At 68.4% G+C, this 15,807-nt stretch carries 11 protein-coding genes; 7 read left to right on the top strand and 4 right to left on the bottom strand.

The window, feature by feature from the left end:
• Positions 1 to 52 precede the first annotated feature (52 nt).
• Positions 53 to 2,224 (bottom strand): hypothetical protein, encoded by a 2,172-nt coding sequence (locus OEJ36_RS25935; protein ID WP_263403964.1) that lies wholly within the window; start codon positions 2,222 to 2,224, stop codon positions 53 to 55.
• Entirely contained in the window at positions 2,211 to 3,416 is a 1,206-nt protein-coding gene (locus OEJ36_RS25940) for a DUF3142 domain-containing protein (RefSeq protein WP_263403965.1), read from the bottom strand. The genes OEJ36_RS25935 and OEJ36_RS25940 overlap by 14 nt, the downstream gene beginning before the upstream one ends.
• Positions 3,417 to 3,635: 219 nt before the next feature.
• On the opposite strand from OEJ36_RS25940, the gene OEJ36_RS25945 reads away from it, so the two are divergent.
• The 7 genes from OEJ36_RS25945 to OEJ36_RS25975 all read left to right on the top strand — a co-directional run bounded on the left by OEJ36_RS25945 (position 3,636) and on the right by OEJ36_RS25975 (position 11,881).
• Positions 3,636 to 4,142, top strand: coding sequence for a DUF3015 domain-containing protein (locus OEJ36_RS25945; RefSeq protein ID WP_263403966.1), 507 nt, complete (start codon positions 3,636 to 3,638; stop codon positions 4,140 to 4,142).
• A 383-nt stretch (positions 4,143 to 4,525) separates the two neighbouring features.
• On the top strand, positions 4,526 to 6,592 hold the full coding sequence (locus tag OEJ36_RS25950; protein WP_263403967.1) for a carbon starvation CstA family protein: 2,067 nt from the start codon (positions 4,526 to 4,528) through the stop codon (positions 6,590 to 6,592).
• Positions 6,593 to 6,605: 13 nt separating this feature from the next.
• Positions 6,606 to 6,809, top strand: coding sequence for a YbdD/YjiX family protein (locus tag OEJ36_RS25955; RefSeq protein WP_021218787.1), 204 nt, complete (start codon positions 6,606 to 6,608; stop codon positions 6,807 to 6,809).
• A gap of 100 nt (positions 6,810 to 6,909) precedes the next feature.
• The gene (yjiA, locus tag OEJ36_RS25960) at positions 6,910 to 7,881 is read left to right on the top strand and encodes a GTPase (RefSeq protein ID WP_263403968.1); all 972 of its coding nucleotides are present in this window, start codon (positions 6,910 to 6,912) and stop codon (positions 7,879 to 7,881) included.
• Between the two features lie 87 nt (positions 7,882 to 7,968).
• The gene (locus OEJ36_RS25965; protein ID WP_263403969.1) at positions 7,969 to 8,484 is read left to right on the top strand and encodes a sigma-70 family RNA polymerase sigma factor; all 516 of its coding nucleotides are present in this window, start codon (positions 7,969 to 7,971) and stop codon (positions 8,482 to 8,484) included.
• Positions 8,481 to 9,428, top strand: coding sequence for a FecR domain-containing protein (locus OEJ36_RS25970; RefSeq protein WP_263403970.1), 948 nt, complete (start codon positions 8,481 to 8,483; stop codon positions 9,426 to 9,428). Before OEJ36_RS25965 ends, OEJ36_RS25970 begins: the two co-directional genes overlap by 4 nt.
• A 65-nt stretch (positions 9,429 to 9,493) precedes the next feature.
• The gene (locus OEJ36_RS25975) at positions 9,494 to 11,881 is read left to right on the top strand and encodes a TonB-dependent receptor (RefSeq protein ID WP_263403971.1); all 2,388 of its coding nucleotides are present in this window, start codon (positions 9,494 to 9,496) and stop codon (positions 11,879 to 11,881) included.
• Between the two features lie 405 nt (positions 11,882 to 12,286).
• On the opposite strand, the gene glyA is transcribed toward OEJ36_RS25975, so the two are convergent.
• Positions 12,287 to 13,540, bottom strand: coding sequence for a serine hydroxymethyltransferase (gene glyA, locus OEJ36_RS25980; RefSeq protein WP_263403972.1), 1,254 nt, complete (start codon positions 13,538 to 13,540; stop codon positions 12,287 to 12,289).
• A gap of 100 nt (positions 13,541 to 13,640) precedes the next feature.
• A complete protein-coding gene (locus OEJ36_RS25985) occupies positions 13,641 to 15,518 on the bottom strand; it encodes a hypothetical protein (protein ID WP_263403973.1) in 1,878 nt (625 codons plus the stop codon).
• Positions 15,519 to 15,807: the final 289 nt, after the last annotated feature.

Genomic DNA, 15,807 nt, shown 5'->3' on the forward strand with positions numbered 1-15,807 from the left:
GCGTGGCTCCTGCTCAATTCACACAACTATAGACAAGGCTCGGGGCTGCCGCTCATCGGGAACGGCGTCGCCACAGCCAGGCACCGGCGGCACCCAGCAACAGTGCGGTGCCGGCAGCGAGGCCGTACCTGATGGAGTAGAGCCCATCGCGCACGGCCTGTTCACGTTCTTCCCACAGGCGGCCGTGGGCGCTTTCGAAGTCCGGCTCCTCGCAGTTCATGCCGAAATTGCCGGCCCACTCCACGAAGGGGCCGTGCTCGACGTACCGCCGGTAGATGGCCTGGGCGCGGGGGAGGTCGCTGTACTGCACCCAGCCGCTGCCCTTGCACAGCACGGCGGCGAAGGCCTGGCTGGTGTGGGGCAGGTCGTCGGCGGCGCGCTCGGTGAGGTCGGCGGCGACCCAGCGGTAGTGGTAGCGCACATTGGGCTGGGCCAGGTTGGCGTTCTGCCGCTGAACCTCGTCCGCGGAGAGCAGCCCGCCGGCCTGCAGCGGGTTCACCTGGGTGAAGGCGAAGTTGCCGCCCAGGGCGTGGAAGTCCGGGGACATCTCGTAGCCCAGCAGCTCCATGCCCTGCCGACGGGCCAGGCGGGCGGCGGTGTAGTAGGCCTCGGCGCGGCCGATGCCGGTCCAGCGGCTTTGCGCCTGTTCGCGGGCCTGGCCGTATTCAAGGGCGGCGGCGCGCAGCTCGTCGCTCTCGAAATAGGCCGGGGCTTCGTCGTAGCGGCCTTCGCGCAGCAGGCGGCGGCCCAGCAGCTCGCGCAGGGAGGCGGCCACCGGTTGCGGGCGATAGGCGTCGCGGTCTTCCTGGGTTTGAGGGGGCGGCGCGACGACCTTGGCGTCCACGTAGCCCTTCAGCTCGTCGAGGGTGAGCACCCGCTCGGCCACGGCGGCGGCATCCATCCAGTAGATCTCGCCGCTGCGGTAGAGGTTGTCGAAAGCCTCCAGGTAGTCGCCGCGCTGCAGCGCGAGGATGGCGCTTTCGCCTTCCACCCGGCAGCGCGGCGTGATGGTTTCCCACTCCCAGCCGGCGGTGCGCCGGGCGCCCCATTTCTCGTCTTCGGGGAAGGCCTTGGCGGCCCGGGCGTAGGCTTCGGCGGCGCGCGGGGTGTCGCCGGCACGCAGGGCCAGCTTGGCACGCAGCCACCAGGCGAGGCCGCTGTCCCCGGCTTTGGCCAGGAAGCGTTCGGCATCGTCGTAACGGCCGACGCGGTAGGCGAGCGCGGCGAGGCGGTCGGCGTTGGGCAGTTCGGCGGCGTCGAGGGCCATCAGCAGTTCGGCCAGGTGCTGCTCGCCGTTGGGCTGTTCGTAGTAGAACCAGCCGATCCGGGTGAGCAGGCGCACCGTCAGCAGTTGTTGCACCTCGGGCACCGCCAGCAGCGGCACCAACTGCTCGTCGGGCATGCGCGCCAGCTCCCCGCTCAGCTGGCGCAGGGAGCTGTAGCCGGTGTTGGAGTGCAGCGTCGCCTGGTTGGCGTAGAGGCGGATGGCCTCGCCCCAGTCGCCGGCTTCCTTGGCCAGCAGGGCTTCCTCACCGAGGCTGGCGGCGGCCAGCTCCAGCGGGTCGTCGAAGCCCTCGATGGCCAGTTTGCGGGTGAGGCGGAAGGCCTCCCTGGCGGATTCGGCATTGGCGTGCAGGCGCTGGGTGATTTCCTCGTCGCTGAGCACTTCGTTGCTGGCAGGCAGGAAGCGGCTGCTGGCGGCCAGAGTGCGGCCCATGGAGTAGGCGGCCCAGGTGCTGCGGGTGCGACGCTCGGCGTCCGGCAGTGCGAGGACGCGGCGGAAGTAGTCCACGGCCAGCGCCGGGTCGCCCTGGAAGGCTACGGCGCCGGCGGTGTAGAGGCGGATTTCGGCGGGCAGGTCCTGGCCTTCCGCTTCGGCCCGCTGGGCGTCATCGAGGCCGCGCAGGGTTTGCACGCGCTTCCACATCGCTTCGCCCAGCTCGCTTTTCTCGCGCTCGTCACGCTGCTGCAGATAGGCGCCGTTGTCCTCCTCCCAGCGCGGCACCAGGCTGGCCTCGGTGACCTGCTTGAGCCCGGGGATGGGCGGTGCCAGGCGGGTGATCTCGAAGGCGAAGTTGCCTTCGGGCAGCTCGGCCAGGCTGTTGGCGCGGTCGTCCAGCAGGCGCATGGAGAAGTCCGGGCCGCAGGCCAGGGCGCTGCCGAGCGGCAGGGCGAGGGCGATGGCCAGGGCGAGACGGGCAGGGCGACGCTCAGGGGCGTACATGGATTCCTCCTTGATCGAGTTCGGAGCAGCGGGCCCAGCCCAGCGCACGGCGCTGGCCGGCGGCGAGTTCGGCGGCGGCCTGGCGCTCCAGCACCAGGCCCGTGTCGCTGCGTTGCATGCGGTAGCCGGGCAGGGCGTCGAAGGCCTGGCAGTCCCGGGCGGCGATGTCCAGCCGCTGCGGCAGCGGGCCGGGGGCATTGCCGGTATTGGTGAGGCTGAGTTCGCGAAGGTCATCATCCCGTGGGCGTTCCACCTGGACGGCCAGTGCTGCTGCCAGCGGCTCGCCCCGGGCCACGGCGCGCAAGGTCGCCAGGGGCCAGGCGCGGCGATCGCCCGGCAGGGGCAGGCGGAACCAGATGAGCCCGGCGAGGTGGGCGGGGCGTTCATCCCGCAGGCGCTGGACCAGGGCGGCGACCTGCTGCGGGTCGGCGCTGAGTTCGCGGCGCTCGCCGGCTAGGTTCAGCGGCGCTTCGCTTTCCACCTGGGGGCCGCTGGCACTGCTGATGAGGCCGGCACCGTAGGCGGGCAAGGCGAGCAGGAAGGGGCGTTCGCTGTGTTCGGCCCAGCGCTGGGCCCAGGCGAACGCCTTGTCGGCATCGAACAGCCCCTGCTCCGGGGCGCTGACGCCGTGGACCTGCAGCACGCTGCCGTCCACCTGGGCCAGCAGTGCGTCCAGGTCCGGGCTGGAGAGCCAGGCGGGCAGGGCGGTGATGCCCATGCGCAGGCCCGGTGGCAGGGCCTGGCGCAGCTCGGCGAGGAAGCGGGTGTAGCCGGGCAGGCGCGCGCTGGCGCAGTCGTGGTCGATCTCCAGGGCCTGGGGGGTGAGGCCGGCGGCCTGCCAGTCGGCCAGCAGCGCGGTGATTTCCTCCCGTGCCCGTTGTGCGTCCAGTTGCGGCAGCTGGCCGTCGAGGCGTACTACCGCCACCAGTGGCCGTCCATCGGCGCGCAGCAGCGAGGCGTCGACGCGGATGCGCGACCAACCGGCACCGGGGTGGGCCTGCAGGGCGAGCACGCGCAGGGTGGAGAAGTCGGTGTGGCTGGCGGCGAGCGCTTCGGCGTGGGCGGGCAGCCATTGGCGCTGCCAGACGTAGAGTTGCTGGTCGAAGGGCAGGGACGCCTCTTCGCGGCAGCCGCCGGTCAATGCGAGTAGGAAGAAGAGGGCCGCGATCCTGCGGCGGGGGAGGCCGTACATGGTCTTCATCGTGACGTGGCCCGGGCGCGAGGCCCGTTCGCGGCGGATTAGACTCCCAATCCGCAAGGCCGGCAAGGGCTGCCCGCCAACCTCGTCACATCTCCGCAGGCGGCATGGTCATTGGGCGCACGGCAGGGCCGCCTGGTTTGACAGTTCGCCAAGTGTCGCCAAAGCTGCTTAGGCGTATTTACCCCTCTTGATGATTGTGGAGTGCAGCTAATGGACAACCGACTGCTGGTCAAAGGTGTGATTGTGGGACTTCTGAGCATGGGCAGCGTGGCGGCACATGCCGACGCTGCTGGTGGTAATGGCTGCGGCTGGGGCAACATGCTGTTCGAAGGTCAGCGCGGCTTCGCACCGCACTTCCTGGCCACTACCACCAACGGCACCTCGGGCAACGCCACCTTCGGCATGACCTCCGGTACCAACGGCTGCGATGTCGGCGCCAAGATCGGCTACGGCGGCCGCTCGATGCTGGCCATGAATGGCATGCTCGACAACATCGCCGAAGACATGGCCCAGGGCCAGGGCGAAGCGCTGGACGCCTACGCCACCCTGCTGGGCGTGGAACAGGGCGACCGCGCACACTTCGCCAAGATCGCCCAGGAGAACTTCTCCACCATCTTCTCCGCCCCGGACGTAACCGGCGAGCAGGTGCTGGCCAACACCCTGGAAGTGATGAGCCGCGATCAGCAACTGGCACGCTACGCCAAGCAGCCGGCCTGATCGGCAGCGGTAACGAAGGAGCCGGGCGATGCCCGGCTTTTTCATGCCCGGTGATTGGCGGGCTTGAGCAGGGTGGGTGAGCCCCGCGAATCCTGCACGCCGCAATGTCGGGTTGCACCCGACCTACAAGGTCTGGCGCAGGCTTAGGGTTCAGGGCACAGGGTGGGCGTAGGGTGGGCCGGGCGGCGCTCCGCTTCAGCCCACCGCTCTCCTCCAGCCACCTCGCAACCCCTGGCAAGCACTCCCCGCCCCCAGGATTCGGCCTCGTCCGACCACCCCGACGACAGTGGCCGAAGGCTCTAGACCAAGGTCTGACTTCAGTTTCGCCAGGGAGGAGCTAAGCTTGTGCGGCAGCTTGTCTGTCTATCCATTCGGAGCTCCCTATGAACAATAACAATAGCGTCATGCGCCACCTGCCCTGGGCAGTGCTGGCGGTGGTCGGCGCATGTGCCTTGGGTGTGGTTGCACTACGCCGCGGCGAGGCGATCAACGCCTTGTGGATCGTGGTCGCAGCCGTTGCCCTTTACCTTGTCGCTTACCGCTACTACAGCCTGTTCATCGCCACCAAGGTGATGCAGCTGGACCCGACCCGCGCGACCCCCGCGCTGCTCAACAACGACGGTTTGGACTACGTCCCGACCAACAAGCACATCCTCTTCGGTCACCACTTCGCCGCCATCGCCGGCGCCGGCCCGCTGGTGGGCCCGGTACTCGCGGCGCAGATGGGCTACCTGCCCGGTACGCTCTGGCTGATCGCCGGCGTGGTTCTCGCCGGTGCGGTGCAGGACTTCATGGTCCTGTTCATCTCCACCCGTCGCAACGGCCGCTCCCTGGGCGAGCTGGTGCGCGAGGAGATGGGCCAGATACCCGGCACCATTGCGCTGTTCGGCGCCTTCCTGATCATGATCATCATCCTTGCGGTGCTCTCGCTGATCGTGGTCAAGGCCCTGGCCGAGAGCCCCTGGGGCATGTTCACGGTGATGGCGACCATTCCCATCGCGATGTTCATGGGTATCTACATGCGCTACATCCGCCCGGGCCGTATCGGCGAGATTTCGCTGGTGGGCGTGGTGCTGTTGCTGCTGTCGATCTGGCTCGGTGGCCAGGTGGCCGCCGACCCGGTCTGGGGCCCGGCCTTCACCTTCACCGGCGTGCAGATCACCTGGATGCTGATCGGCTACGGTTTCGTCGCCGCCGTGCTGCCCGTGTGGCTGGTGCTGGCGCCCCGTGACTACCTGTCGACCTTCCTCAAGATCGGCACCATCATCGCCCTGGCCATCGGCATCCTGGTGACCATGCCCGAGCTGAAGATGCCGGCGCTGACCCAGTTCGTCGACGGCACCGGCCCGGTGTGGAAGGGCGGCCTGTTCCCATTCCTGTTCATCACCATCGCCTGTGGCGCCGTCTCCGGCTTCCATGCGCTGATCAGCTCCGGCACCACGCCCAAGCTGCTGGCCAACGAATCCCATGCCCGCTACATCGGCTACGGCGGCATGCTGATGGAGTCCTTCGTCGCCATCATGGCCATGGTCGCCGCCTCGGTGATCGAGCCGGGCGTGTACTTCGCCATGAACAGCCCGCCGGCCGTGGTCGGTACCGACGTCGCCAGCGTGGCGGCCACCGTCAGCAACTGGGGCTTCGCTATCACCCCGGAAGTGCTCGAAGCCACCGCCCGTGATATCGGCGAGCACACCATCCTGGCCCGTGCCGGTGGTGCGCCGACCCTGGCCGTGGGCATCGCGCAGATCCTCCACCAGGTGTTGCCGGGCGAGAACACCATGGCGTTCTGGTACCACTTCGCGATCCTCTTCGAGGCGCTGTTCATCCTTACCGCGGTGGACGCCGGTACCCGTGCCGGGCGCTTCATGCTGCAGGACCTGCTGGGCAACTTCGTGCCGGCGCTGAAACGCACCGAGTCCTGGACCGCCAACGTCATCGCCACCGCCGGCTGCGTGGCCATGTGGGGCTGGCTGCTGTACCAAGGCGTGATCGACCCGCTGGGCGGCATCAACACCCTGTGGCCGCTGTTCGGCATCTCCAACCAGATGCTCGCCGGTATCGCCCTGATGCTCGGCTGCGTGGTGCTGATCAAGATGAAGCGCCAGCGCTACGTCTGGGTCACCCTGGTGCCGGCCACCTGGTTGCTGATCTGCACCACCACCGCGGGCCTGATCAAGCTGCTCGACCCGAACCCGGCGGTGGGCTTCCTCGCCCTGGCCAAGAAGTACAGCGACGCCGCCGACGCCGGCCAGATCCTGGCCCCGGCCAAGGACATGGCGCAGATGCAGCACGTGATCTTCAACGCCTACACCAACTCGACCCTGACCGTGCTCTTCCTGTTCGTGGTCCTCAGCATCCTGTTCTACGCCATCAAGGTGGGACGCAGTGCCTGGGCCAAGCCGGAGCGCACCGACAAGGAATCGCCCTTCCAGCCGATCCCGGATGCCTGAGGAGTGAACGCGCATGTTCAATGACCTGAGCCGCATGGGTAAGTACCTGGGGCAGGCCGCACGCATGCTGGTCGGCATGCCCGACTACGACAACTACGTCGAGCACATGCGTGGCAAGCACCCGGACAAACCGGTGATGAGCTACGAGGAGTTCTTCCGCGAGCGCCAGGAAGCGCGCTACGGTGGCGGCAAAGGGCGGCCCATCCGCTGCTGTTAAACGTGCTTCGCCAGGCTGCTGCGCTCGCGGCGCCTGGCGAGACAGGTTGAGGTACAACCGCGCCACGCTGAGTCGTGGCGCGTGTCTTTTGGAGATCACGATGTACTCAACACCCATCCCCGTCACCGTGCTCAGCGGCTTTCTCGGCGCCGGCAAGACCACGCTGCTCAAGCACATCCTCAAGGCCGAGCACGGCCTGAAGATCGCGGTGATCGAGAACGAATTCAGCGAGACGCCCATCGACGGCCAACTGCTCGGCAGCGAGCCGGTGCAGGTGATGACCCTGGCCAACGGCTGCGTCTGCTGCTCCATCCACGTCGAGCTGGAGAAGACCCTGTACCTGCTGCTGGAGCGCCTGGACGCCGGCGAGCTGGCCTTCGACCGCCTGGTGATCGAGTGCACCGGCCTGGCCGACCCGGCGCCGGTGGCGCAGACCTTCTTCGCCGACGAGGAGCTCTGCGAGCGCTACGTGCTGGACGGCATCATCACCCTGGTGGATGCCGCCAACGCCGAGCGCCACCTGGCCGAGACCATTGCCCAGGCCCAGGTCGGGTTTGCCGATCGCATCCTGGTGAGCAAGCGCGACCTGGTGGACGACGCCCACTTCGAGGCCCTCAGCCAGCGGCTGTCGCGGATCAACCGCCGCGCGCCGATCCGCGTGGTCGACCACGGCCGCATCGACCTGGCCGAACTGCTCGACGTGCGCGGCTTCAACCTCAACGCCGACATCGGCTCCGGCCTGAGCCTGCGCCCGCTGACCCCGGCCGGCTCCACCGACCGCATTTCCACCCTGGTGCTGAAGAGCGACAAGGCGCTGGACCTCGACAAGCTCAGCACCTTCATGGAAGGCCTGCTGGAAGAGCACGGCAATGCACTGCTGCGCTACAAGGGCGTGCTGGACATCGCCGGCGAGGACCGACGCATGGTGTTCCAGGGTGTGCTGCGCCTGTACGGCTTCGACTGGGACAGCGAGTGGGCGGAGGGCGAGGCGCGCGAGAGCGTGATCGTGTTCATTGGCGACGGCCTGCCGGAGGAGCGCATCCGCGCCGGTTTCGCCGAGGTGCAGGCCTGAAAGGGCGACCTGCCGGGTTGGAATGTAAAGGAAAAGTAAATAGAATCACTCGCATTTGATTCCATTTACCCCTCCGGCGTGCCACCCATGAACGATGCAGTCGCGGCACCCGAACCCTGTCTCAATACCCTCTACCGCGAACACCGCAGCTGGCTGGAAAGCTGGCTGCGGCGCCGACTGGGCAACGCCTGGGATGCCGCCGACCTGACCCAGGACACCTTCGTCCGCGTTCTCGCCGCCCACCAGGACAAACCGCTGCCGCGCCTGCAGGAGCCACGGGCCTACCTGCTCACCGTCGGCAAGCGCCTGCTGATCAACCACCACCAGCGCCGCAGCCTGGAGCGCGCCTACCTGGACGCCCTGGCCAGCCTGCCGGAGGCGCAAGCGCCTTCGCCCGAACAGCGCTGGCTGCTGCTGGAAACCCTGGAGGCGCTGGACGAACTCCTCGACGGCCTGCCGCTGGCGGTGCGCCGCGCCTTCCTATGGTCGCAGCTCGAAGGCCTCGACTACGCCAGCATCGCCCTGCGCCTGGAAGTATCCGAACGCACGGTGAAGCGCTACATGGCCAAGGCCTATGAGCACTGCCTGCTGGTGGACCTGTGAGTGCCCAGCCCTCGGCCCAGGCGCGCCAGGTGGCGCGGGAGGCGGCGCACTGGCTGACGCTGCTGGAGTCCGGCGGCGCCCGCGAGGCCGACCATGCCGAGTTGCAACGCTGGCGTGCCCGCAGCAGCGACCACGAACAGGCCTGGCAGAAGGCCCAGGCCCTGCGCCAACGCTTCGCCCAACTGCCCGGCGCCCTGGCGTTGGCCAGCCTCGACCGCCCGGACCTGGGGCGGCGCACCACCCTCAAGCGCATGCTCGCCCTCGGCGCCCTGGCACCCGCCGGCTGGCTCGCCTGGCGGCAGATGCCCATCGCCAACTGGAGCGCCGACCTGCGCACCGCCACCGGCGAGCGGCGTTCGCTGGAGCTGCCCGACGGCACGCGCTTGCAGCTCAACACCGCCAGCGCGGTGAACCTGGATTTCAACGACGGCCGCCACCAACTCGCCCTGGTCGAGGGCGAAATAGCCCTGGACGGTGTCAGCGAGTTGCAGGTGCAGACCCGCGACGGTCGCCTGCAGGCCTCGGGCGCGCGCTTCTGTGTGCGCCAGTTCGACCACGGCTGCCTGGTGTCGGTGGCGCGCGGCACGGTGCGGCTGGAGCCTGTCCAGGGCATGCCGGTCACCCTGCAGGCGGGCCAGCGTGCCGGCCTGGGTGCTTCCGCTGTGGGCCGGGTGGAAGCCTTCGACACCCGCCAGCCCGACTGGCAGCAGGGTGTGCTGATCGTCGAGAACCGTGGCCTGGGTGCGGTGCTGCGCGAGCTGGATCGCTACCGACCCGGCGTGCTGCGCTGGGACCCTGCGCTGGAAACGCTCGCCGTGACCGGTACCTTCCGCCTGGAAGACACCGACAAGGCCCTGGCCCTGCTGGCCGCCAGCCTGCCCATCGAGGTGCACTACCGCACCCGCTACTGGGTGTCGCTGATGCCACGGCAATCACCTGCATGAGGGCTGTCCCTTTTTTTCGGCTCGCCTGTCATCACTGGCAATAGAACGAAAAAGAGAGCCTTTCGATGACTGCAGTCCTTTCCTTCCGTCCCTGCGCGATGCCCCTGCTCCTGGCCCTGGGCTGTGCCGGCCTGTCCGCCGCCAGTTGGGCCGACGACGGTGCGCGCCGCAGCTACCAGATCCCTGCCGGCAGCCTGGGTGCGACGCTGACCCGTTTCGCCGGCGAGGCGGGCGTCAGCCTGTCCGTCGACCCGGCCCTGGTTTCCGGGCGCAGCAGTGCCGGCTTGAACGGCGACTTCGGTGTGGAGGAAGGCTTCGCCCGCCTGCTCCAGGGCTCCGGCCTGATGCTGCAGCCGGCCGGCGAGGGCAGCTACACCCTGCTGCCGGTACCCGACCAGGGCGGCAACGTGCAGCAACTGCAGCCGATTGCCATCACCGGGCAGGGCAGTGGCGCCAGCGCCGATCACTACGCCGGTGGCCAGGTCTCCCGTCGTGGCGGGCTGGGCATGCTGGGCGAGCGGGACTTCATGGAAACGCCCTTCAACCTCACCTCCTACACCAGCGAGGCGGTGAAGAACCAGCAGGCCCGCACCCTCGCCGACGTGGTCGCCAGCGACCCCTCGGTACGCAGCACCAACCCCTCCGCCGGGCGCTTCGAGCAGTTCTCCATCCGGGGCTACAGCCTGTACAACAGCGACGTCGCCTATGGCGGCCTCTACGGTGTGCTGCCCACCTATTCCATCGACATGGAGATGGTCGAGCGGGTCGACATCCTCAAGGGCCCGGGCGCGCTGCTCGGCGGCCTGGCACCCAACGGCAGCGTCGGCGGCAGCGTGAATATCGAGCCCAAGCGCGCGGGTGACGAACCGACCACCGAGTTCACCGCCATGCACGCCTCTTCCGGCCAGTTGGGCGGGCATGTGGACATCGGCCGGCGCTTCGGCGACGACCAGCGCTTCGGCCTGCGCTTCAACGGCGTGAAGCAATCCGGCGACACCGAGTGGGACCACCAGAGCCTGGAGCGCGACACCGGCGTGCTGGGGCTGGACCTGCGCGCCGAGCGGGTGCGCCTGTCCCTCGACCTGGGCCGCCAGGAGCGCGACGTCGACGGGCCCATGGAGCGGGTCGGCCTCAACGCCGGGGTCAAGGTGCCGGACGCCGAGGACATCCACCACAACTTCGCCCAGCCCTGGACCTACTCCCGCGCCAAGGACACCTTCGGCGCCCTGCGTGGCGAGTACGACCTGAGCGAGTCGCTGATGCTCTACGCCGCCGCCGGTGCGCGCCGGGGCGACTACGACTTCCTCCGCCATGCGGTGCAGCTGACCAACGACGCCGGGCGCTTCGTGGTCAGCCCGCGGGCCTTCCAGCGTGAGGAGGAGGTGCGAACCGCTACGGTGGGCCTGCGCAACTGGTTCTCCACGGGCTCGGTGGGGCACACCCTCAACCTCAGCCTCAACCGTTTCGACATGACCTTCGACAACAGCGGTGCGCGCTACGCCAATGGCGTGAGCAACCTGTTCGACCCGGTGACCCTGCCGGTGCCGGTCACGCCCACGGCCGCCGACAACCCGACCCACACCGAGAGCGTGCTCTCCAGCCTGGCGCTGGCCGACACCCTGAGCTTCGCCGATGACCAGGTGCTGCTGACCCTGGGCGCGCGCCTGCAGCGGGTGGAGGTGGACAGCTCCGAGCCGGGCGAGCCCGACCAGCGCTACGACGAAAGCGCCACCTCGCCGGCCCTGGGCGTGGTCTGGCGCACCACCGAGGCGCTGTCGCTCTACGCCAACTACATGGAAGGCCTGACCCAGGGCCAGACCGCCCCGGAGACGGCCAACAACGCCGGCCAGGTGTTCGCACCCTACCGCAGCAAGCAGGTGGAGGCGGGCATCAAGTACGACATGGGCAGCCTCGTCACCACCCTCAGCCTGTTCCGCATCGAGAAGCCTGCCTACTACACCGAGAACGGCTACCTGCGCCCCGATGGCGAGCAACGCAACCAGGGCCTGGAGCTGAACCTCTTCGGCGAACCGCTGGAAGGCGTGCGCGTACTGGGCGGCGCCATGCTGCTGGACGCCGAACTGACCCGCACCGCCAATGGCACCAATGACGGCAACCGCGCCATCGGCGCGCCTATCCTCAATGCCAACCTCGGCCTGGAATGGGATTTGCCCCAGGTACAGGGGCTGACCCTCACCGCGCGGGCCATCCACACCGGCGCCCAGTACCTGGACCAGGCCAACACCCAGAAGGCCGACGCATGGCAGCGCTACGACCTCGGCGCCCGCTACGCCTTCGCCGTGGGTGAGACGGACGTGACCCTGCGCGCCAGCGTGGAGAACGTCATGGACAAGGCCTACTGGGCCTCCGCCAACGTCCCCGACGGCACAGCCACCGGCCTCACCCTCTCCACCCCGCGTACCTGGCTGGTGTCGGCGACGTTGGGGTTCTGATGGCCGCCTTCCCGGGCTGAAGCCCGGGCTACGGCCGGTATTCGTAGAGCGTAGGGTGGGCTTCAGCCCACCATCGGAGCTGCCGGCAACACCCCTGGTGGATGGAAAAAGCGCCATCCACCCTACACCCCGACGTACCCCGTGCCTGTAGGGGCGAATTCATTCGCCAGGTGCCGCCGGCACGTTGTGCCCGGCAAGTGTAGGGTGGACCACGCTTCACCGGTCCACCGCAGCGGAGCCCGGTTCAACACCGGTGGTGGATGAAAAGAGCGCCATCCACCCCCGAGATACCCCGTACCTGTAGGGGGGAATTCATTCGCCAAGGGCCGCGCAGCGGCCCCACGGCCTGTGCGATAGGCATAAAAAAGCCCGGCATAAGCCGGGCTTTTTCGTCAGCGCTGACGCTTAGTTGCCGTAGACCGGCAGCTTGGCGCAGACGGCCTTGACCTGTTCGCGAACGCGGTCGACCACGGACTCGTCGCCCATGTTCTCGAGGATGTCGCAGATCCAGGTGGCCAGCTCGCGGCACTCGACTTCCTTGAAGCCACGGGTGGTGACGGCCGGGGTGCCGATGCGCAGGCCGGAGGTGACGAAGGGCGAGCGCGGGTCGTTGGGTACCGAGTTCTTGTTCACGGTGATGAAGGCGCGGCCCAGGGCAGCGTCGGCGTCCTTACCGGTGATGTCCTGCTTGATCAGGGACAGCAGGAACAGGTGGTTCTGGGTACCGCCGGAGACCACGTCGAAGCCGCGGTCGATGAACACCTGGGCCATGGCCTGGGCGTTTTTCACCACTTGCTGCTGGTAGGTCTTGAACTCGGGCTGCAGGGCTTCCTTGAAGCACACGGCCTTGGCGGCGATGACGTGCTCCAGCGGGCCACCCTGGGCGCCGGGGAAGACGGCGGAGTTGAGCTTCTTCTCGATCTCTTCGTTCTTGCGAGCGAGGATCAGGCCGCCGCGCGGGCCGCGCAGGGTCTTGTGGGTGGTGGTGGTGACCACGTCGGCGAAGGGCACCGGGTTCGGGTAAACGCCAGCGGCGACCAGGCCGGCCACGTGGGCCATGTCGACGAACAGGTAGGCACCTACCTTGTCGGCGATGGCGCGGAAGCGCGGGAAGTCGAGGATCTGCGAATAGGCGGAGAAGCCGGCGACGATCATCTTCGGCTTGTGCTCGACGGCCAGGCGCTCGACTTCGTCGTAATCGATCAAACCGGCGTCGGTGATGCCGTACTGCACGGCGTTGTACAGCTTGCCGGAGGAGGAGACGGAGGCGCCGTGGGTCAGGTGGCCGCCGTGGGCCAGGCTCATGCCGAGGATGGTGTCACCGGCCGACAGCAGGGCCAGGTAGACAGCGGCGTTGGCCTGGGAACCGGCGTGGGGCTGGACGTTGGCGTAGTCGGCGCCGAACAGTTCCTTGGCGCGGTCGATGGCCAGTTGCTCGACGACGTCGACGTACTCGCAACCGCCGTAGTAGCGCTTGCCCGGGTAACCCTCGGCGTACTTGTTGGTCAGTACCGAACCCTGGGCTTCCATCACCGCCGGGCTGGTGTAGTTCTCGGAGGCGATGAGTTCGATGTGCTCTTCCTGGCGCTGGGCTTCCTGCTCCATCGCGGCGAAGAGGTCTGCATCGTAGCGGGCGAGGGTCAAATCACGGCTGAACATGGCGGTCCTCTCAGGGATCGGTACGTGGAAAGGCGCGCATTCTAACTCATAGGTCGTTGGCTGACACATGAAGGTCGGTCATACGACAGACAAGTGGCATTCACGCGGAGTCGCCGTCGTCTTCCTGCAACTGCGCGAGCTTCTGGCGCAAGGTTTCGCGCTCATGGTCGAACAGCAGTGGCAGCTGCTGCCAGCTCTCGTAGAGCGGCTCCAGCCAGCAGCAGTAGCCGTCGTCGGGGCGCTGGCTTTCCAGGTGTTCGAAGCAGGTGTGGATGTCCAGCGCGTGGGCCGGCTGGTCGTGGGCGATGGCCGCCAGCACGCGGATGGCCGCCACCGTGGTCCAGTCACTGGGCCCGAACAGGGCGCAGAGCAGCAGTTCGCGGCGCCGCGAACCTTCCCAGCCGCTGTCGAGATGGGCCAGTACCTGGGCGGCGGCGCTTTGCACACGGGTGAGCCAGAGCAGCGCGGGAATCAAGCGGTCGGGCACCGCCGGCGGGTGCACCAGGGTCGCCAGCACCTGCAACGCTTCGTCAGCCTCCAGGCCGGCGGCCACATGGCTGGCCTGGGCCCAGTTGGCGCGGGCATAGGGCTTGGCGGCGAGCCCTGCGATCAGCGTGCTGACCTTTTCCCCCGGCGGCGGCAGGGCCGGTTGCGCCTGGTCGCCCTCATAGCGCCAGAGCAGGTGGGCGACCGGCCCCTGGGGCTGGCGCGGGTCGGGCTGGGCGATGGACTCGGCCGTGACCTCCACCTTGCAACCGGCCAGGCCATGGGCGGCGAGTTCCAGGGTGATGGCGAGGACGTTGCTCGGCGCCTCCAGGGAGCTGGTGCGCAGGGTGATGCTGTCGCCGGGCGAGCCGTTGTAGCTGCCATCGAGCAGGCTGTCGCGGATCTTGCGCAGGACGTTGGCGCTGGCGTCGTTGGGTTGGGGCGGGGCGCCGCTGGCGAGGAACCACAGCTGGTAGGCGCGCTCGTTATCGGCCTTGGCGGCGTCGATCACCCGCTGCAGCAGGGCGTCGTCGCCCGTGGCGCGCCACTGGCAGTAGTCCCGCGAGGGGGCGGCCCAGGCATGTTCCGGGTGCAGCGCCAGGGCCTGGTCGTACCAGTTGATGGCCTGGGCCCAGCCCTGGTTCTCCAGCCAGGTGTCGCCGGCCTCCAGGTAGGTGCTGAGTTCTTCCGGTTGCTGCTGCATGGCCTGGCTGAAGGCCAGGTCGGCCTCCGCCGGGCGGCCCTGCTGGCGCAGCACCAGGCCCCGTGCGGTCGCCTGGTGCCAGTCCTGTTGCTGCACCGGGCCGGCCAGTTCCAGGGCCTGGTCGAACAGGGCGGCGCGGCGCAGCAGGCCGATGTGCAGCATGGCCCATTGGGCGACGAAATCGTCCGAAGGCCGGATGCGACTGGCCAGTGCGGCCCAGCGGCGGGTGTTGGCGAGGTCGTGGGCGGTGGCTTCGCGGGCTTCCGGGGTGCGCTGGATGAGCCGGCCGTAGAGGCGCATCTGCAGGTCGGCATCCAGCTGCTCCAGGGCGCCGGCCGGCTCCAGCCAGCCGAGGGCCCAGGCGTCGAGGTAGTCGCTTTCGGGGGCGGCGTCGATGACGTGCAGGAGCAGGTCCACCGCGTCGGCGACCCGCCCTTCGCGGGCCATGATCCAGCAACGCAGGGCCTCGGTGGCGGCGTAGCGCTGATCGCTCGGCGGCAGCAGCACGGCTTCAGCCGGGGTGCCGGCGGTTTGCAGGTAGCGTTCGGCCAGGACCAGCCATTCGGGGTTGCCCGGGGCGAACTTCAGCAGCTCGGCCAGGTGCTCGGCGCCATGGGCGAGGTTGCCCTGTTCCAGCTCGGCCTCGGTAATGAAGCGCTCGAACTCGGCGGTGCCCTGGCGCAGCTCGATGCTGGTTTGTTCGGGGGCAGCCTGCGCCTCGGCTGTCGGGGCGGCTGGGATGGTCTGGCGGGTATCGGCGTTGCGGGTAAAGCGTTTCCACCAGGACATGGCGGGCTCCTTGTCTCGTCGTCGCCGGTCAATGGCGGGCTGGTCGGGCGGGGCGCTGGGCGGTGATGGCGCGATCTTACGGCAAGGCCCCCGGTACGGGCCTGTCGGGGATCACGAAACCGGTTTCGCGGCGAGGGTGGAGCGGTGTTCGGCATGATCTCGAATGGTGGACCGGTGAAGCGTGGTCCACCCGGGCTGCGAAATTAAATAAGCCCGGTAGTTGACGGCTTCCGTCGATCCCCCAGGCTCTTGCAGCTTGCAGCTTGCAGCTTGCAGCTTGCAGCTTGCA

Source organism: Pseudomonas sp. PDM13, assembly GCF_025685765.1.
Classification (GTDB): domain Bacteria; phylum Pseudomonadota; class Gammaproteobacteria; order Pseudomonadales; family Pseudomonadaceae; genus Metapseudomonas; species Metapseudomonas solani.